Below are 18425 nucleotides of genomic sequence, written 5' to 3'. Positions count from 1 at the left end.
TGCTGCTGCCCATGACAACAAGAATCCGCGCCGTTCCCGCGCGCGGGAAGAAGGGGAGCACCATGCATAAACCCGCAACGGCCTGGCTGCCGGTTGCCCTGCTGGCCCTGGTCGGCCTGCTCGGCGGCTGTGGCGATGACGCCGCGCCGCCTACCCGCAACGCCGCCGCCCTGGCACCTGCCGATCCCGCGTTGGCGAAAATCTATGACAGCAGCTGCAAGCTCTGCCACGCCAACCCGGCGTCGGGAGCACCGCAGGCCGGTGATGCGAAAGCCTGGCAGCCCCGTGTCGCCCAGGGCGCCGACAGCCTGCTGGACCACAGCATCAATGGTTTCAAGGGCATGCCGCCGATGGGCATGTGCATGCAGTGCTCGGAAGACGAGTTCCTGGCGCTGATTTCCTTCATGTCCGGCCAGTCGGTCCGGTAAGGGCGGGGTTGCTTCGATGCCTATTCATCTCACCCGTCGCCAACTCCTGCACAGCGCTGGCATTGCCGGCGCATTCGCGGCGCTGTCGAGCAGCCCGCTGGCCGCCGAACTGGCCCGCGCGCCACGGCTGATTCCCTGGCGCAACTGGTCCGGCGGGCAGAGCTGCCTGCCCGCGGCGCGCCTGGCTCCGCAGAGCCTCGATGAGCTGGTGCAGGTCATCCGCCAGGCCGAAGGCAAGGTGCGCCCGGTGGGTTCGGCGCACTCCTTCAGCGCCCTGGTACCGACCGACGGCACGCTGGTCTCGCTGGCCTACTTCAACGGCCTGCTTGGCCACGATGCCGACACATTGCAGGCGGAATTCGCGGCCGGCACGCCGATGTCGCTCATGGGGCCGGCACTGAAGGAGGTCGGCCAGGCACTGCCGAACATGGCGGACATCGACTACCAGACCCTGGCCGGGGCGATCTCCACCTCGACCCACGGCACCGGAGTCGGTTTCGGCTCCTATTCCTCGCGCGTCACCGGCTTGCAACTGGTGACCGCCAGCGGCGAGGTGCTGGACTGCGACGCCCAGCGCCACCCCGAGGTGTTCAACGCCGCGCGGGTATCCCTCGGCGCCTTTGGCATCGCCACCCGCGTGCGCTTGCAGAACCGCCAGGCCTATCGCCTGCGCGAGCGGCAGTGGGTGGCCAGCACCGAGGAATTGCTGGAGGACGTGGAGAAGAACACCCGCGAGAACCAGCACTGGGAAATGCAGGTCATGACCCATTCCGACTACGCGCTGTCCATCGCCCTGAACGAGACCACCGACCCGGCCACGCCGCCGCTGGACCCGGCCGAGGAGGGCGGCAACCAGTTCGTCAGCATCATCGAGAACCTCGACAAGTACGGCAGCGACTTCCCCGCCGCGCGGCGCTTCCTGCTCAACAGCCTGCGCCATGTCGCCAGCTTCGACGACCGCGTCGGCGACTCCTACGACATCTACGCCAACGTGCGCAACGTGCGCTTCAACGAAATGGAGTATTCGGTCCCGGCGGAACACGGGCCGGCCTGCCTGCGCGAGATTCTGAAGAAGATCAACGACAAGGACCTGCGCACCTGGTTCCCCATCGAATACCGCTACGTGAAGGCCGATGACATTCCGCTGAGCATGTTCGAAGGCCGCGACAGCTGCTCAATCTCCGTGCACCAGCACTACAGCATGGACCACCACAACTTCTTCGCCGCCATCGAACCGATCTTCTGGAAGTACGCCGGCCGGCCGCACTGGGGCAAGCTGCACACGCTCAACGCGCGCACGCTGCAACCGCTGTACCCGCGCTGGAAGGAATTCACCGAAGTGCGCCGCGAGCTGGACCCGCAGGGCAAGTTCCTCAATGCCCACCTGTCATCGATCCTGGGCGTGGCCTGACAAGGAAGAACAACCCATGAAACGACGCCATTTCATCGTCGGTGCGGCCGGGGCAGGTGTTCTGCTCGCCGGCGCCGGTGCCTGGCTGCGCCCGTCCGACCACGGCGCGCCTTACGACGACTACTTCGCCCGGCTGAACCGCGAACTGCGCGAGCACGGGCCGATGCGCCCGGTGATGCTGATCGACCTCGACCGCCTGGACCACAACGTCGACGTGGTGATGCAGTCGGTCGCCCGCACCGGCAAGCACCTGCGCGTGGTGGAGAAGTCCCTGCCGTCGCCGCAGTTGCTCGACTACATCGCCAAGCGCGCCGGCACTCGGCGGATGATGTCGTTCCACCAGCCGTTCCTCAATCACGATGCCGAGCGCTTTCCCGACGCCGACCTGCTGCTGGGCAAGCCACTGCCGGTCGGCTCGGCACAGCAGTTCTACGAGGAACTTCGCGGCCCGTTCGACCCGACGAAACAGCTGCAATGGCTGCTCGACACCCCCGAGCGTCTGCAGCAGTACCTGGCGCTGGCGCAAGGGCGCAATACCCGCCTGCGGATCAACATCGAACTGGACGTCGGCCTGCACCGTGGCGGTGTGGCGGACCACGCGACGCTGGACAGGATGCTCACGATCATCGGCGCCAACCCGCAGCATCTGGAGTTTGCCGGGTTCATGGGCTACGACCCCTTCGTCGGCATGGGCGTGCCCGAGGTACTGGGCTCCTCCGAGGAGCTTTTCGCCAAGGTCATGACGCGCTATGACGGCTTCGTCGACTACGCGCGCACCCGGCATGCGCCGCTGTGGAAGCCGGGGCTGACGCTCAATACCGCCGGCAGCCCCAGCTACAAGATGCACGAGAACGAACGCACCAGCACCGAAGTGTCGGTGGGTTCGGCGCTGGTCAAGCCGACTCACTACGACCTGCCGTCGCTGGTGGACCACCAGCCGGCAGCCTTCATCGCCACGCCAGTCATCAAGAGCACTGGCCCGGTGCGGATTCCGGCACTGGACGACAAGTCGGCACTGTTCTCCTGGTGGGATGCCAACCAGCGCGAGACCTTCTTCGTCTACGGCGGCAACTGGATGGCCGAACCCGAGTCGCCCAGGGGGTTGCAGTTCAACGGCCTGTACGGGCGCAGCTCGAACCAGGAGATGGTCAACGGCTCCAGCGCCGTGAACCTGAAAGTGGACGACCAGATGTTCCTGCGCCCGACCCAGTCCGAGTCGATCCTGCTGCAGTTCGGCGACCTGCTGGCGATACGCGGGGGGCGCATCGTCGAGCACTGGCCGGTTTATAGCTGAGCGGCGCAGCGTTGACGTTGGGCGGGCGACATTGTGCCGTCCGCCCACGCCAGCGGGGGCATTGCGCGAGGTCGTCTGTAATATTCTGTTACGCCCGCTCTTGGCGAGCCTGCGAAAGCGTTATGATGCGGCCATCGTGCGCCGCCCACATGACAAGAATCGCCGGCGCCCCCGCTCGAGAGCAGCCTACATGCCCAGCACAAGCATCGACGCGCAATTCGACCTGGCCCTGGTTTCACCTTTCCTGCTGCAGACCCTCGCCGAAGTCGCCAGTGACCAGGGAGTGAGCAGCGAACGCCTGTGCCGTGGGCTCGGCTTTACTGCCGAGGAGCTGCAGGACCCGGCGCAGCGCGTCACCTACCGGCAGACGGTGGCGATGATCCAGCGAGCCCTCGCGGCGCTGCCCGAGCGTGGCCTGGGTCTCTGGGTCGGCCATCACAACGTGCTGGGTACACTCGGCCTGCTCGGCCACGTACTGTCCCTCTGCAAGACCCTGCGCGACGCTTTCGAGGTGGGCCGGCGCTTCCAGCACACCACTGGCGGCATTGCGCTGTGCAACCTGATCGAGGGGCCCGAGGAAAGCTTCATCGAAGTCGAATGCCGGTTGCCCTACGCCGACATCCAGGTGTTCGCCGTGGAAGAGTTCTTCGCCAGCCTGCTGGTCTACAACCGCACGCTGATCGGTCCCCAGTTCCAGCCCCTGCGTTTCGAGTTCACCCATGCCGCGCCGGCCTACGAGGCCGAGTACCGCCGGCTGCTCGGGCCGAACCTGCAATTCGGCTGCCTGCACAACCGGGTCGTCATCGCCAGCCATTGGCTGGATGTGCAACTGCCCAGCCACCACCCGGTCGCGCTTCGCCAGGCGCTCAGCCTGCTGGAGGCGGAGTACGCCCAGGTGCAGCAGAAGACCGGCCTGCTGGAAACGGTGGAACGCGCTATCGCCCGCGACCTGGCCAACGGCAGCCCCATCGACAAGGTTGCCGGCGAGCTGAACATGAGCAGCCGCACCTTGCGCCGCCGCCTGAGCGAGCACGGGATGAGCTTCGACGCCCTGCAGGAACAGGTGCGCCACGCACGCGCCATGAGCCTGCTGAACAACCCGGAAATGCCCATCGAGCGCATCGCCGAGGCGCTTGGCTACAGTGATGTGCGCGGCTTCCGCCGGGCCTTCAAGCGCTGGACCGGGCAGAGCCCGTCCGCCTGCCGCGATGAGGCAATGCCGGCGCACTGAAGCGCCACGGGGCGATTACATTGACGCGGCACAAGGGCGCTCTCGGCCCGCGTGGTTAAGGTCGTAGTGCCCAATCAACGAGGAGCACAGCATGTACAAGCACGTACTGGCCGCCGTCGACGGCAGCCCCGTTTCCTTCAAAGCCCTGGCCGAAGGCGCAAAGCTGGTCCGCATGAGCGGTGGTGAACTGCACGTCATTACCATCGTCGACCGCCCGCTGGGCCATCTGCCTTACTACGCCAAGTATTACGACGCCGAGGCCCTGCAAGCCGCCGCGCTCAAGGCCGCCGACGACATCCTGGGCAAGGCGCGGGAAGTGGTCGCCGAGTATGCCGTGCCGGCCAGCTACCAGCGGGTCAGCATGGAAACCGCCGGCGAAGAAGTGGCCGACCGCATCGAAAGCGAGGCCGACGCCGTCAAGGCCGACGCCATTGTCATGGGTACCCATAGTCGCCGCGGCGTGCGGCGCCTGATGCTGGGCAGCGTGGCCGAGGGTGTGCTGCAGTCGAGCAGGCGCCCGGTGCTGCTGGTGCGCGAGCAGTAGGCCTGCGGAGCCGGCTGCGCTGCGTGGCAGATGCCCGCGGTCGCAGCCGGGGCTGCCTTTCGTCGAGCAGCGCGGCGAACCCCGCGCCACCATCGGCAAGCCAGCGGGAAATCGGCTGTACTGGACATTCCCGATCCCTGCGCAGCAGGAGGTGATGCCATGCCCCGTTCCCTGTTCACCGCGATTCTGATGGCGAGCTTTCTCGTCGCCTCGGCCGGCTCCACCTGGGCTACCGAGCAGGGCAGCCAGCGTCGTCAGGCGCGGGACGTGCGCCAGGAAACCCGCCAGGACGCCCGGCAGACCAAGCAGAACTGCCGTGCCGCCGACCAGCAGTACAACGCCCAGTGCCGCCAGGACAAACGCCAGACCAAGCAGCAGGGGCGCGAGACTGCGCGGGATATCAAGTACTGAGTAACCTGCGTGGCGCATCACCGGGCAAACGCTACGCTCGGTGAATTCATGCAGCCGCGGCGGACCGGCCTGCTCGTGCTACGTCATTTCCCTGATACCAACCCGCAAACACCCTGATGCAAGGAGTCGCCCGATGAGTGTGTCCCGTTGGATCTACCTGTCTCTGGCCGCCAGCGTGCTGGTCGGTTGCCAGAGCCAGAAGAACGATGAGCTGAGCTACCAGTTCGACAACACCGAGTCAGTCGCCAAGGGTGTGCCGGGCGGCGCGATGACCGAGACGGAAGAGATGCAGGCACGTGTCAGCGCCGTCGACCGGACCAAGCGGGCCTTCACCCTCACGGATGACCAGGGCAACAGCCGCACCCTTCAGGCTCCGCCGGAGATGCGCAACTTCGACCAGCTCAAGGTGGGTGATCGGGTCCGCGCCATCGTCACGATGGAGCGCCTGGTCTACCTGCGCGAGCCGGGCCAGAAGGCTGGCAGCGGCGAGGCAGGCCTGCTGGCGACGGCGCAACCGGGCAACAAGCCAGCCATGCTGGCGGCCGATACAGTGGAGATTACCGCCGTGGTCAAATCCATGGACACCACCCGGCGCACCGCGACCCTGCAGTTCGCCGATGGCAGCCAGCACACGGTCAATGTCCGCCCGGACGTGGAGATGAAGCCCGAGTACCTCGGGCGCCAGCTGGTAATGCGGGTGACCTCTGCGGTCGCCGTCAGCGTCCAGTCGCAGTAGACCGCGCCCAGCAGCGCCGCGTGGTCCGGGCGGCGTAGCAGGCGACGTGGCTGACGAGGTGGAGGATGCGCTCGCCCAGGGTAGGCGCGGTCTTTCGGTATCGAGGGGCAGATTCAGTGCACACCTTCCAGCGGCGCAGGAAGGTGCAGGACGATCTGCGCGTCCTTGACCACGTCCAGGCGCAGGATGCGCGACGCGCCAAGGCCATCCAGCAACTGGCTCAGCGGCCCGCCGTTGCGAGCCAGGCGCACACCGCGGGGCAGCAGTTTCTGCGCATACGACAGGGTATTGCTCTGCACGCAGGTCCGGTGCCAGCGGCCATCGACCTGGTGGACCATGGTAGTGGTGCCCAGGCGCGATTGCGCAGCGGCGATCTGCAGTGGCGGCAGCGGTGCCTGGAGCAGCAGGTCGGCCTTGCCGCTGGGCCCCTGGATGCTGGCGGAAACTTCGCTGCCAATTTTCACCTCGATGCCGGTGCGCCACTTGGGGAACTGGTAGCCGTGCACCCCGCGTACCCGCGCGATCTCGGTGGAGACCGGCAAAGCCAGCACATGGGCGACGAAGCTGCGCCGACGCATCGAGTCCAGCAGTTCAAGGGCGTGGCTGCCGGTGGCGCCTGGCCTGCGGACGACGATGGCGACCGAGACCTCGTCGTACGGGTCATTGTCACACACCGCGTAGGAGAAAAAGGTGAGCGCCACCAGCCCTTGGCCGGGCAGGGCGCGCAGGGGTTCCAGCGGCGCCGGTAGCGTCGCGCGCAGGCGGCCGATGGGCGCCAGGAACAGCAGCTGGATGCTGCTGGTGCGGTAGTAGAAGTTCGGCGCCCAGGTCGGCCCGACGCGCGAAGCGACCAGCTGTTTGGGAATGCGCCGGAAGTAGTCGATGTTGCCGGCGGCGGGGTCCTTTGCCACCTGGTCCAGGTCCGGGTTCATCCGGTAGCGGTCGTAATAGCCGCCCTCGATCACTTCGACGCTGTGGGTACCGAACTCGATTTCCTTGAACCGTGCCTTCATCTGCCTGACCTTCTGGTTGCCCTGTGGGATTCCGCCTGGCGTGGTAGCCGGGCGGCTGTCGAGGGCTACCCTAAGTTTAAAGTTAACTTTAATGTCGAGCGCATTGCCGCCAGGCGTGCGACGATTCCGACGCGGCGCAACGCCGCGCTCATAAGTCGTAACGCAGGTTCATCATCAGGCTGCGCGGCGCACCGTAGTGGGCGTAGCGGCCAAAGAGCCCGGTGTCCAGCTCGTCGGTGATCACGCAGGCCGCGACGTTGGTATTCGGCTGGCCGTCGTGGAACGCACCTTTCCAGCCCGCTTCGTAGTTCTTGCCCGCCACCGAGTCGAGCACTTTGCCGCTGCGGCCTTGGCCGGCCTGCCGTTTGAAGATGTCGGTGTCGCTGATGTAGACAAACTGGCCTGGCGTGAGGTGGTAGTTTGTGCCGAGGCGCCACTGGCAGCGGATATCAGCGGCCGCAGAGTTCCAGGCACTCCCGCGCCCTGCGCAGGTCCGGTAAGTCGAACCCTTCCGTGAAGCGCTGGTAGACCGGGGCCAGCAGTTGGTGCGCCTGTTCCGGTTTGCCCTGTGCGTTCCACAGCTCCGCCAGGCAAGTGGCCGAACGCAGCTCCCAGGCCAGTGCGCCTTGTTCCTGGGCCTGCGCCAGCGCGCGGGTCAGCAGGGTTTCGGCGCCCAGGAGGGATTCGCGGTCGCCGCGCTGCAGCAGGGCCACGGCCTCGTTGCGCAGGATTTCCGGCGCGCACCAGCCTGCCGTGCCGGTGCGTGCGCGCATCAGCTGCGCCTGGTCGGTGGGAAGGGCGCGGCCGCCGAGGGTCTGCACGATGTCGCGGACCAGGCCGACGGCGGGTGCTGCGGCGCTGGCCATTTCGTCGAGCTGCATGGCCCACGCGTAATGCCGCGCCCAATCGGTGAACAGCGGGACGCGATAGCGCTCGGCGACTTCGATCATCTGCCGCACGCGTTGGCGGGCCTTGTCGAACTCGCCGTTGTAGAAGGCGATGACGCAGCCGGCCACGGCCAGGCTGTAGGCGATGGACGCGCTGTGGTCGATCTCGCAGGCCAGTTCGATGGCCTGTGTCGCCATGCGTCCCGCCTGCTCGGGCAGGCCGCGCAGCCAGAGCGTGCGCGCCTGGGTGGCGAGGGAGGCGACCTGCTGGTCGTACTGCACGCCCAGGCAAGGCGCGAAGCGGTTGGCCCGGCGCTGTTGTTCCAGACGCTGCAGCACTTCTTCGCCGACGGCCTGGGCGCGCAGCTGATCGCCCGCGTAGTGCAGCGCCAGCACCTTCAGGCGCAGGGCGCTGGTGGCGAGCATCTCGCCGTGGCCATCGCTGAGGCGATCGAAGTGCCGGCTCTGCTCCGCCGCCTGCTGGTACTGGCCTGCCCACAGCAGCACGGCCAGGCCGCCCGAGAGCGCAGTGAGTTCACCGTCGAGATCGCCGATCTGCCGGGCGAGGAAGCGCGCGTTCTGGAAGGCTTCGTCCGCCTGGCTGTTGCGCACGTCGTGGTAGGTGGTGTTGCCCAGCGCCAGTTCCAGGCGCATGGCCAGTTCCAGCGACGAAGCGGATTCGGCGCTGAGCAGGCCGAGCGCGGCGCTCACGTAGGGACCGTATTCGTGCAGCAGCGAAAGCTCCTGCCACAGCGGCGACGAGCAGGCCGCGAGATGGATCGCCCGGCTGTGCCGGACCTCGCCCTGCAGCCCCCAGTCGAGTGCGGCGCGCACATCGGCGAGCCAGGGCGCATGGCGTTGCAGCCAGCCCTGGGACGCTGATCGTTCCCACTCGTTCTGCGCAGCCTGCATCGTGCTCTGGCAGAGCTCCAGGTGACGCTCGCGGGCCTGGTGCAACTCACCGTTGGCCTGGAGTTTTTCCAGGGCGTAGAGGCGGGTCGGTTCCAGCAGCCGGTAGGTGACTTCGTCGCCACGGATCTCGGTGCTCAGCAGCGACTTGGCCGTCAGGTGGTTCACCAGCAGGAACGCCGCGCCGAGGTCCACCGGTTGGCCAAGGACGGCGGCGATGGAGTCGAGCGTGAAACCGCCACGGAACACACTGAGGCGGCGCAGGCAGGATTGTTCCGCGGGGCGCAGCAGCGCGTAGCTCCAGTCGAGCATCGCGCGCAGGTGTTCGTGGCGGTCGGACTGCAGGGGAAGGTCGAGGTAGCCGCCCTGCAGCAGCGCATCGATGCCGCCGTCGGCCTCGCCCAGGTAGCCGGCGGCGAGTTCCAGGGCCAGCGGGATGCCTTCCAGGCGACGGCAGATTTCGCCGACCCGGGGCAGGTCCTGGGGGCCGAATTCGAAGTCCTCGTGGGTCTCCTTCGCCCGCTCGATGAGCAGCGCCACGGCAGGGTAGGCGAGGGCGTCCTCGATGCCGTCGACCTGCGCCGGTGGGCAACCGAGCGGCCGCAGCGGCTGGATGTGCTCGCCGGTGGCGCGCAGGCTTTCGCGGCTGGTGGCGAGGATGTGGATCTGCGGCGCGTGGCGCAGCAGGCATTCCACCAGATGCGCGGCGGACTCGATCAGGTGTTCGCAGTTGTCGATGAGCAACAGCATCTGGCGTTCGGCGACCTGGGCGCAGATGTGTTCCAGGGATTCGCCCGCCAGCCCCGGAATGCCCAGCACGCAGGCGAGGCTGCTGTTCAGCGGCCGAGCGTCCTGCAACTGGGTGAGGTCGAGCATGCGGATGCCGTGGGGGTAGTGACCGATGAAGCGCTCGGCGGCCTGCAGGGCGAGGCTGGTCTTGCCGATGCCACCGCTGCCCACCAGGCTGATGCAGCGGCGCCGGGGCAACTCGGCGACCAGACGCTCGAGTTCCGCCTCGCGGCCCAGCAGGCGATTGCGCCGGGGCGGCAGGTTGTGGTCCGCCGATTGGCGCTCATCGGGCGCCGGCGTCGATTGCGCCGAGGCGGTCAGTGGCTCGACGAAGCTGTAGCCGCGCAGTGCCACCGTGACGATGAAGCGCCGGCCGTTCTGGCCGTCGCCCAGCGCCTTGCGCAGCGCGGTCATGTGCACCCGCAGGTTGCCTTCGTCGATGTCCTGGCCGGGCCAGGCGCGAGCCAGCAGTTCGCCTTTGCTCACCACCTGGCCGGCGCGCTCCAGCAGCGCCAAAAGGATGTCCAGTGCACGCTGGCCCAGGCGCAGCGGACGGCCGGCCTCGAGGATCATGCGTGAGGTGGGGAATATCTGGTAGGGGCCGAAATGAAGCACGGTTTCGACCGTCGCCACGGGCTCGGGAGTCATCGTCTGGTCGTCGCTTTCGCACGCTGGGGCAGGTTTCGCGCCGGCCCAGGTGCTGGCCCTGGTGGCGCATGTCCATCGACTCTGCGGTCGATTGGCCATTGTTTTTGTGAATGACACTCAGGGTAAACGACGGCTCGGCGTTGGGCCATCCTGTGCCGGGCAGCCTGCTTCGCGCAGTTTGCTTAATAACGATTAACGCCGCGCTCGCCCCGGCATCGCCTGTCGGCTGCACAGCGTGGCGTGCTGCTCTGCTTCGCAAGCCTTGACGGGCAAGGCTTGGCGAGCGTCGGTCGGGAGCTTGCGCGATGATCGCGAGCGACTACGCGGGCGATGGAAATCCGCTCCCCGGCCTTTGATCCACTGCTTTTTCGCTCCCACGGGTTAATGCCGTTTAACCAGCTTTAACTCGCCGCCGCCCCTGCGCCCACAAAAAATGGCCACCAGACCGCAGGGGAGGGACAGCATGCTTCAGAGACTGATTGGCCAGATGCCAGTGGACGCGCCAAAGCGTGATCTTGCGCCCTGGCAGCGCGAGCGCGCCCAGGCCTTGCTGCTCAAGCATCTGGACAGCGGCATCGCGGTGAGCGACCTGGCCGCCGCCTGCGCCCTGTCGCGCAGCGATTTCACCCGCAAGTTCAAGGTCGCCACCGGTCACTCGCCCCAGGCGTGGATGCGCATCCTGCGTGTGGAGAAGGCCAAGCAACTGATGCGCGAATCGTCCTTCCCGCTGGCGGAGATCGGCCTGCAGTGTGGCTTCTGCGACCAGGCGCATTTCTGCCGGATTTTCTATCGCATCGAAGGCGTTACGCCCTTGAGCTGGCAGCGCCAGTTCTTCCATGAGGAACACCATTCGACCTGGCGGCACGCGGGCTAGCTCGAGTGCCCAGCGGTGCTCCATGTCTTTATCGTTCTGTGAATGGAACGCTAGAGACAATTTTTGCCGTCTAGTGGATCAATGGTGTTGAAATTAATCTTTGCTCCATGCAGTGACGCACTGCAGAACAAGTCCAAATCCTTTCCGGCCAAGCCGGCACCCACTGAAAGCAAATCGAGGATTTCACCATGACCAACGCTACCTACAACCGCCTGGACAAAGACAACGCCGCCGTACTGCTGGTCGACCACCAGGCCGGTCTGCTCTCGCTGGTCCGCGACATCGATCCGGACAAGTTCAAGAACAACGTCCTCGCTCTGGGGGACCTGGCCAAGTTCTTCAACCTGCCGACCATCCTCACCACCAGCTTCGAAACCGGCCCCAACGGCCCGCTGGTTCCCGAGCTGAAAGCGCAGTTCCCGGACGCGCCGTACATCGCGCGCCCCGGCCAGATCAACGCCTGGGACAACGAGGATTTCGTGAAAGCAGTGAAGGCCACCGGCAAGAAGCAGCTGATCATCGCCGGCGTGGTGACCGAGGTCTGCGTGGCGTTCCCGGCGCTGTCGGCCCTTGCCGAAGGCTTTGATGTGTTCGTGGTGGCGGATGCGTCCGGCACCTTCAACGAGATGACCCGTGACGCGGCCTGGCGCCGGATGGAAGCGGCTGGTGCGCAGCTGATGACCTGGTTCGGCGTGGCCTGTGAGCTGCACCGCGACTGGCGCAACGATATCGAAGGGCTGGCGGCGCTGTGCTCCAACCACATTCCGGATTACCGGAATCTGATGACCAGCTACAGTGCGCTGACTGCTGGCAAGTAACAGCTCGCTGGAATGAAAAACCGGAGCCTCGAAAGGGGCTCCGGTTTTTTGTTTTTTGTAGGAGCGAGGGGGGACGCCTAGTTCTTGCTCGCGAACATGCCGTGGCACGGTGCCTGTTCGTAGGAGCGGACTCCGTCCGCGATGTGTCTGCTTCGCGCCTTGGTTTCCTGCGTCGCACCGTCGTGCGCTTGGACTTCTCGTTTCGCCCCCTCGGGCGACCTCCTTTGGCAAACGCCCCAAAGGAGGCAAAGGTCTTGCCCCGGACATCCGGTTTTTCGCTTGGGGCGAAAAATTCCCTCGTTGAATCGAAGTTTCAGGGGCACGCCGCGAAGGGCCATCCCTGGCCCATCGCGGCTCTCGCGGCATCCATGCCGCTCAACCCCTGAAACTCCAATCCAACGAGGCCTCCTGAACGGGGCGATCCGGAGTACGCGGGTGTTTCTCTGGAAGACTTATCAAGCCAGAGCCAGAGCCAGAGCCAGAGCCAGAGCGCGGTGCATGGAGTTCCTGTAGGAGCGAGCTTGCTCGCGAACCTTTGAACCGAGGTCGCTGGCTGGCCAATCGCGGACGGAGTCCGCTCCCACGTAGCCTGATGTTTTTGTAGGAGCGGACTCCGTCCGCGATCGCCATCCAACTGCAGAGGATTGACGGAAAACCTGGGATCGGGCCATTCCTTCGATCTGTCGGCAGGAACGGCGTCAGGCCGGATGACTCAGCGCGTGAAATCCTCCGCGCTGTGCCGCTCCGGTAACGCATCATCGCCCCAGGTACGGTTCACTCGGCGCCCGCGCTGCACCGCCGGGCGCGCGGCGATTTCGTCGGTCCAGCGGCGCACGTGGGTGTAGCTTTCCACGTCGAGGAATTCGGCGGCTTCGTACACCTGGTTGTTCAGCAGCGCGCCGTACCAGGGCCAGATCGCCATGTCGGCGATGCTGTATTCGTCGCCCGCTATGTAGCGGTTTTCGGCCAGCTGGCGGTCGAGCACGTCGAGCTGGCGCTTGACCTCCATGGCGTAGCGGTTGATCGGGTACTCGTACTTCTCCGGCGCGTAGGCGTAGAAGTGGCCGAAGCCGCCGCCGAGGAAGGGCGCGCTGCCCATCTGCCAGAACAGCCAGTTCAGCGTCTCGGTGCGCTTGGCCAGGTCTTTGGGCAGGAAGTGGCCGAACTTCTCCGCGAGGTAGACCAGGATCGAACCGGATTCGAAGATGCGCAGTTCCGGATCGACGCTGGTGTCCAGCAGGGCGGGGATCTTCGAGTTCGGGTTGATCTCGACGAAACCGCTGCCGAACTGGTCGCCGTCGCTGATCCTGATCGGCCAGGCGTCGTACTCGGCTTCGGTCACGCCCAGCTCCAGCAGTTCCTCGAGCAGGATGGTGACCTTCACGCCGTTGGGCGTGGCCAGCGAATACAGCTGCAGCGGGTGCTTGCCGCGCGGCAGCTGCTTGTCGTGGGTCGGGCCGGCGATGGGCCGGTTGATGCTGGCGAAGGCGCCGCCGTTGCTCTTGTCCCAGGTCCAGACGCGGGGGGGAGTGTAGGTATCGTTCGCCATCTCGAGTGCTCACCTTGTGGGTTGAATGCGTGGATGCTACCCGCCCGATCTGCGTCGCGTCAGCCGTTTTTCTCGGGCTGCTGTTGCTGGGCGAACAGTGCGCGCGCCTCGCTCGGGCGGTTGTTAGCATATGCATAAACGATATTAAAAATTAGTTGATGCATAGTTTGAGATTATAAAAGAATCGCCGCTCAGTCCAACGGCGAAGCTCTGAAATGACGCTCTCGCTCTTTCGCGTCCTATCGAGAGTCCCATGTCTGCCCAGCCCGCTTGCGCTGCATTCTTCCGCCTCGAAGGCGTCGGCAAGTCCTTTGCCGAGAACCGCGTGCTGGTCGACCTGGACCTGGAAATCCGCCCCGGCGAGGTGCTTGCCCTGCTCGGTGCCAACGGCGCGGGCAAGTCGACGCTGGTGAAGATTCTTGCCGGTTCCCACAGCCACGATGCCGGACACTTGCTGATCGATGGCGAGCCGGTTCGTTTCGCCTCGCCCCAAGACGCCCGCCGCCACGGCATAGTCGCGGTGCACCAGCAGGTGGAGCAGGGCGTGGTGCCTGGCCTGAGCGTCGCGGAGAATCTGCTGCTGGACGAACTCTGCGGCGCCACCGGCTCGTTCCTTTTCTGCCCAGACGAAGCGTTGAAGCGCGCCGCTGAAATAGCTGCCGCGCTGGAACTGCGCCTGCCGCTGCAGGCGCCCATCGAAACCCTGGGCACTGCCGAGCGGCAACTGGTGATCCTGTCCCGTGCGCTGGCGCTTAAGCCACGCCTGCTGATCCTCGACGAGCCCACGGCATCTCTGTCGACCCTCGAGGCCGAGCGTCTGTTCCATCTCATCGACCACCTGCGCGAACGCGGCGTGGCGATCCTCTACATCTCTCATCGGCTAACGGATTTGCAACGTGTGGCGGACCGCGCGCTGGTGCTGCGTGATGGGCGCCTGGTAGGCGAATTCGAGTCGCCGCTGGACCTCGCCGCGGCCGTCGAATCCATGCTCGGCGCCGCGCTGGGCGAGGTCCAATTGCAGCCTTTGCAGCGCGGCGCGAAGGTGCTGTCCCTGTGCGACTGGCAGCTTGAAGCGCACAGCGCAGTATTCGACCTGGACCTGCACGAAGGCGAAGTGGTCGCCCTGACCGGTCTGCTCGGCGCGGGCAAGAGCGAGATCGCCGAGGTGCTGTTCGGCCTGCGTCGGCAGCACGCTGGATCGATCCGCCTCGATGGCCGTGACTGGCAACCGCGTTCGCCGCGCGAAGCCATCGCCGGCGGGGTGTTCTTCGCTGCGGAGGACCGCGCGCGCAACTCGCGGGTGCCGGGCTTCTCGGTGCGCGCCAGCATGACGTTGCCGTTTCTGCGCAGCTTTACGCGCCTGGGTTTCATTGATCGCAACGCCGAGCGTGCCGAGGTGGCCGGGCAGATCGAAGCGCTCGGCATCAAGGGGCCGGGCCCGGAACACCCCCTGGAGCTGCTTTCCGGCGGCAACCAGCAGAAGGTCATTCTTGCCCGTTGGCTGCTGGGGCAGGGCCGGGTGCTGATCCTCGACGAACCCTTCCAGGGCGTCGACGTGCGCGCCCGCCGCGACATTGGCCAACGTATCCGCGCCAGTGCCGCCGGCCGCGCCACGCTGGTGATCTGCAGCGACCCGGACGAAGCCCTGGAAATTGCCGACCGCATCCTTGTCGTGCGCGAGGGCGCGGTGGTCGCCGAGCTGCCCCGGCAGGACCTGCAACGCAGCGAGATCGTCGCCCACCTGGCGCCAGCGCAATTCCACTCTTCACGCCAAGGAGTCGCGCGTGTCTAGAACTGCAGTGGGCAGCCCGGCGACGTCCTCCGTCGCACGCCTGCTCGACTTCCTCATCCACTACGCGCTGCTCCTGCTGCTGGCTGTGCTGGTGCTGGTATTCGCGCTGCTGGAGCCGGCTTTCCTGCGGGTCGGCAATCTGTTCCTGGTGTTGCAGTCGGTGTCCATTGTCGCGCTGCTCGCCCTGGGCGTGACCCTGAGCATGGCCGTGGGCGGGCTGGACCTGTCCATCGGTGCCGTCGCCGCACTGAGCCTGATGACTGCCAGCTACGTGATGGTGGTGCTGGACTGGGGGCCGCTGGCGGCAATCCTCATCAGCCTCGGCCTCGGCACCCTGGTCGGGTTGCTCAACGGCTGGCTGATCGTGCGCATGCGCGTGCCGGACATCCTCGCCACACTCGGCAGCATGTTCCTGGTAGTCGGTGTGCAACTGATCCCCACCGGCGGCCGCTCCATCGCCGTCGGCATGACCTTGCCCAATGGGGATGAAGCGCCGGGCGCCTTCGCCAGCTGGTTCCTCGCCCTTGGTCGCGCGCAGTTGTGGGACCGCGTGCCGGCGCCCGTGGTGGTGTTGCTCGGCTGTGCGCTGCTGGTCTGGCTGTTCCTCGAACGTACCCGGCCGGGCCGGCTGTTCTACGCCATCGGCGGCAACGAGCAGGCCGCGCGCCTCGCCGGTGCACCGGTGGAGCGCTACAAGCTGCTCGCCTATATGCTCTCGGCGCTGCTGGCCGCGCTGGGTGGATTGCTGCTGGCGGCGCGTCTCGGCCGAGGCGATGTCAGCTCCGGCAACGGGCTGGTGCTCGATGCTCTTGGCGCCGCGCTGATCGGTTTCGCGGTGCTCGGCGCGCAGAAGCCCAATGCCTTCGGGACATTGGTGGGCGCGGTGCTGGTCGCGACCCTGCTCAACGGCCTGACCATGCTCAACGCGCCTTACTACGCCCAGGACTTCGTCAAGGGTGCGGTCCTCGTTTCGGCCTTGATGTTCACCTTCGGTCTGGCCCGGCGCGGGCGCTGATCACTTACCTTTTTCGGAGATTCAACGGATGAAGTTCACCCCCGCCAAGTCCCTGCGCGCGCTGTTCGCCGCCGGGCTGTTGTTGTCCGGTGCAGCGACCGCCGAAGCGGCTGGCCTGCCCGGTGCGCCGGCACCTTTCGACAAGGGCGGTGTGCAGATCGCGCTGGTCGGTTACCTGTTCTCCGGTGACTTCCCGGAAGCCTACCTGCGCGGCGTGGAGAAACAGGCCAACGCGCTGGACGTGAAGCTGCGCGTGTTCGATGCCCGCCAGCAGGCGGCCACCCAGCGCGAGATGCTGGAGCAGGCCATCGACCTGGGCGTGGACGGCATCATCGTTCAGCTCGGCCTCGCCGAGACGCTCAAGGATTCCATCGACAAGGCGCTGGCCAAGGGCATCAAGGTGGTCACCTTCGACGTCGACGTGAACGACCCGCGCATCACCCGCGTCGAGCAGGACCACCGCGAGCTGGCACGCCTGGCGCTCAAGCAGGTGCTGCAGGACAACGGCAAGGCCTTCGAGGCCGGCTACGTGTACATCGACGGTTTCACCCCCATGGAGCGCCGCGACGAAATCTGGCGCCAGGTGAAAGCCGAGAACCCCGGCATCGTCGAGAAGGCGCGCTTCGGTACGCTGAATGCGCCGATTGCCAACTCGGTGGCCGACCAGGCCAGCGCAGTGTTGCGCGCCAATCCTGGCATCAGCGTGTTCTTCGCGCCCTTCGACGAGTTCGCCAAGGGCGTGAAGATCGCCGTGGACGAAGCCGGCCTGGGCAGCCAGGTGAAAATCTATAGCGCCGACATTTCCACCGCCGACATCCAGATCATGAAGGAGGAGGGCAGCGCCTGGAGCGCCACTGCCGCGGTCAACCCGGAAGTGGCCGGGGCCATCAGCGTGCGCAGCCTTGCGTTGCGTATCGCTGGGGAGAATCCGGGCGAGCAGGTATTGGTGCCGCCGACCCTGATCACCCGCCAGCAACTGCTCGACCTGGACGTGAAGAACGTCCGCGACCTGGCGCGCAAGGTGCCGGCCTTCGGCGAGGCGCAGAAGGTCGCGCAGGCGCCGTGGATTCCGTTGGCAAACTGAGGGCCCGGGGATGCACGACAAGGCCAGGCGCCTGCAGAAGGCACGCTCGCCAGCGGGCGACCCGCGTTACGGCGAACGCTTGCCGCCGGGGCAGGTGCTGACCGAGCGCTTCCCGATTCTCCATGAAGGCGCGGTGCCGGAGTACGAGCGTGAAACCTGGCGCCTGCGGCTCACCGGTGCGTTGTCTCGGCAAAATCCTGGGCCGCAATCGCTGGAGCTGAGCCTCGACGACCTGCTGGCGCTGCCGCAGCGCGAGCTGGTCTGCGACATCCATTGCGTCACGCGCTGGTCGAAGTTCGACACCTCATGGCGAGGCGTGCATCTCGCCGACTTGCTCGATCATTACGGCGTGCGCTCGACCGGGCAGTTCGTCGTGGCCCATGCCGACCACGACTACGAGACCAACCTGCCGCTGGCAGAACTGCTGCGTCCGGACAGCCTGCTCGCCACGCACTACGCCGGCGAACCGTTGACCCCGGTGCATGGCTGGCCACTGCGCCTGGTGATCGCCGGGCGCTATTTCTGGAAGAGCGCGAAGTGGTTGCGCGAGCTGGAATTCAGCGACACCGACCGGCCCGGATTCTGGGAGCGCAACGGCTTCCACAACGAGGCCGACCCGTTCCGCGAGGAGCGATTCTCCGGCGCGGCGCTGGATATTCCCGAGGACGAATGGACGCGAAAAGCCTTCGACTGAAGGCAGGCGCTGTTGCTCTGGCAACACTGGCCGATGTTGCTTGGCGAACAGGGTAACTGGTTATAACCAAAGCATTTTTTATTCGTTTAAAAGCATTCTGCCACTAGCTAGGATGACGCCTTCCCCATCGGGTCAGGGATGACCTGCGATACCGAGAGCCGCGCCTTTTCGCTCATCACGAAGAGAGACCGGCCGTGACACCTGGAGCGTTTTCCCGAGCACTGTTTTCTCCACCCTGAGGGGAACAGTCGCTCGCGGTTTCCGGACTTCCGACACCAACCGCTCAAGTCAAAAGAAC

The 18425-nt window shown here is 66.0% G+C and carries 17 protein-coding genes; 13 read left to right on the top strand and 4 right to left on the bottom strand.

Features of this window, described 5'->3' with window-relative positions; translation table 11 throughout:
* Positions 1-62: 62 nt before the first annotated feature.
* The 7 genes from RS899_RS14265 (at position 63) to RS899_RS14235 (ending at position 6055) form a co-directional block, all read left to right on the top strand.
* On the top strand, positions 63-428 hold the full coding sequence (locus RS899_RS14265) for a c-type cytochrome (RefSeq protein ID WP_054908521.1): 366 nt from the start codon (positions 63-65) through the stop codon (positions 426-428).
* Positions 429-444: 16 nt separating this feature from the next.
* Positions 445-1839, top strand: a complete 1395-nt coding sequence (locus RS899_RS14260; protein ID WP_409978066.1) for a D-arabinono-1,4-lactone oxidase — start codon at positions 445-447, stop codon at positions 1837-1839.
* 16 nt (positions 1840-1855) lie between these two features.
* Complete coding sequence (locus tag RS899_RS14255) at positions 1856-3133, top strand: DSD1 family PLP-dependent enzyme (protein ID WP_315810299.1); 1278 nt, start codon at positions 1856-1858, stop codon at positions 3131-3133.
* A gap of 190 nt (positions 3134-3323) precedes the next feature.
* Entirely contained in the window at positions 3324-4364 is a 1041-nt protein-coding gene (locus tag RS899_RS14250) for an AraC family transcriptional regulator (RefSeq protein WP_054908529.1), read from the top strand.
* 91 nt (positions 4365-4455) lie between these two features.
* Positions 4456-4908, top strand: coding sequence for a universal stress protein (locus tag RS899_RS14245; protein WP_315810298.1), 453 nt, complete (start codon positions 4456-4458; stop codon positions 4906-4908).
* Between the two features lie 159 nt (positions 4909-5067).
* On the top strand, positions 5068-5319 hold the full coding sequence (locus RS899_RS14240) for a hypothetical protein (RefSeq protein WP_409978065.1): 252 nt from the start codon (positions 5068-5070) through the stop codon (positions 5317-5319).
* Positions 5320-5452: 133 nt separating this feature from the next.
* A complete protein-coding gene (locus RS899_RS14235; protein ID WP_064979916.1) occupies positions 5453-6055 on the top strand; it encodes a hypothetical protein in 603 nt (200 codons plus the stop codon).
* A 113-nt stretch (positions 6056-6168) separates the two neighbouring features.
* Here the strand turns inward: RS899_RS14235 and RS899_RS14230 are convergent, their stop codons facing one another.
* The 3 genes from RS899_RS14230 to RS899_RS14220 form a co-directional block, all read right to left on the bottom strand.
* The gene (locus RS899_RS14230; protein WP_315810297.1) at positions 6169-7068 is read right to left on the bottom strand and encodes an acetoacetate decarboxylase; all 900 of its coding nucleotides are present in this window, start codon (positions 7066-7068) and stop codon (positions 6169-6171) included.
* Positions 7069-7216: 148 nt separating this feature from the next.
* On the bottom strand, positions 7217-7402 hold the full coding sequence (locus tag RS899_RS14225; protein WP_315810296.1) for a hypothetical protein: 186 nt from the start codon (positions 7400-7402) through the stop codon (positions 7217-7219).
* Between the two features lie 115 nt (positions 7403-7517).
* The gene (locus RS899_RS14220; protein ID WP_315810295.1) at positions 7518-10301 is read right to left on the bottom strand and encodes an ATP-binding protein; all 2784 of its coding nucleotides are present in this window, start codon (positions 10299-10301) and stop codon (positions 7518-7520) included.
* 463 nt (positions 10302-10764) lie between these two features.
* Between RS899_RS14220 and RS899_RS14215 the strand changes: the two genes are divergently transcribed.
* Together RS899_RS14215 and ycaC are read left to right on the top strand one after the other, a co-directional pair.
* The gene (locus RS899_RS14215) at positions 10765-11175 is read left to right on the top strand and encodes a helix-turn-helix domain-containing protein (RefSeq protein WP_233297795.1); all 411 of its coding nucleotides are present in this window, start codon (positions 10765-10767) and stop codon (positions 11173-11175) included.
* A 188-nt stretch (positions 11176-11363) separates the two neighbouring features.
* Positions 11364-11993 (top strand): isochorismate family cysteine hydrolase YcaC, encoded by a 630-nt coding sequence (ycaC, locus tag RS899_RS14210; RefSeq protein ID WP_054908536.1) that lies wholly within the window; start codon positions 11364-11366, stop codon positions 11991-11993.
* 712 nt (positions 11994-12705) lie between these two features.
* Here the strand turns inward: ycaC and yghU are convergent.
* Entirely contained in the window at positions 12706-13542 is an 837-nt protein-coding gene (yghU, locus tag RS899_RS14205; protein ID WP_315810294.1) for a glutathione-dependent disulfide-bond oxidoreductase, read from the bottom strand.
* A 253-nt stretch (positions 13543-13795) separates the two neighbouring features.
* Between yghU and RS899_RS14200 the strand changes: the two genes are divergently transcribed.
* Genes RS899_RS14200 through RS899_RS14185 form a run of 4 tightly spaced genes read left to right on the top strand, consistent with a single transcriptional unit; the run spans position 13796 to position 18127 of the window.
* A complete protein-coding gene (locus tag RS899_RS14200; protein WP_315810293.1) occupies positions 13796-15334 on the top strand; it encodes a sugar ABC transporter ATP-binding protein in 1539 nt (512 codons plus the stop codon).
* Positions 15327-16349, top strand: coding sequence for an ABC transporter permease (locus RS899_RS14195; RefSeq protein ID WP_315810292.1), 1023 nt, complete (start codon positions 15327-15329; stop codon positions 16347-16349). The genes RS899_RS14200 and RS899_RS14195 overlap by 8 nt, the downstream gene beginning before the upstream one ends.
* A gap of 28 nt (positions 16350-16377) precedes the next feature.
* Entirely contained in the window at positions 16378-17433 is a 1056-nt protein-coding gene (locus RS899_RS14190; protein WP_315810291.1) for a substrate-binding domain-containing protein, read from the top strand.
* A gap of 10 nt (positions 17434-17443) precedes the next feature.
* Positions 17444-18127 carry a molybdopterin-dependent oxidoreductase gene (locus tag RS899_RS14185; RefSeq protein WP_315810290.1) on the top strand — a complete coding sequence of 228 codons (684 nt, stop codon included), beginning with the start codon at positions 17444-17446 and terminating at the stop codon, positions 18125-18127.
* Positions 18128-18425 lie beyond the last annotated feature (298 nt).

Source organism: Pseudomonas sp. C9-3, assembly GCF_032392015.1.
In the GTDB taxonomy this organism is placed as follows: Bacteria; Pseudomonadota; Gammaproteobacteria; order Pseudomonadales; family Pseudomonadaceae; genus Pseudomonas; species Pseudomonas nitroreducens.
Note: the sequence above shows the minus strand (reverse complement) of the source record. Positions and strands in the feature narration are given on the sequence as shown.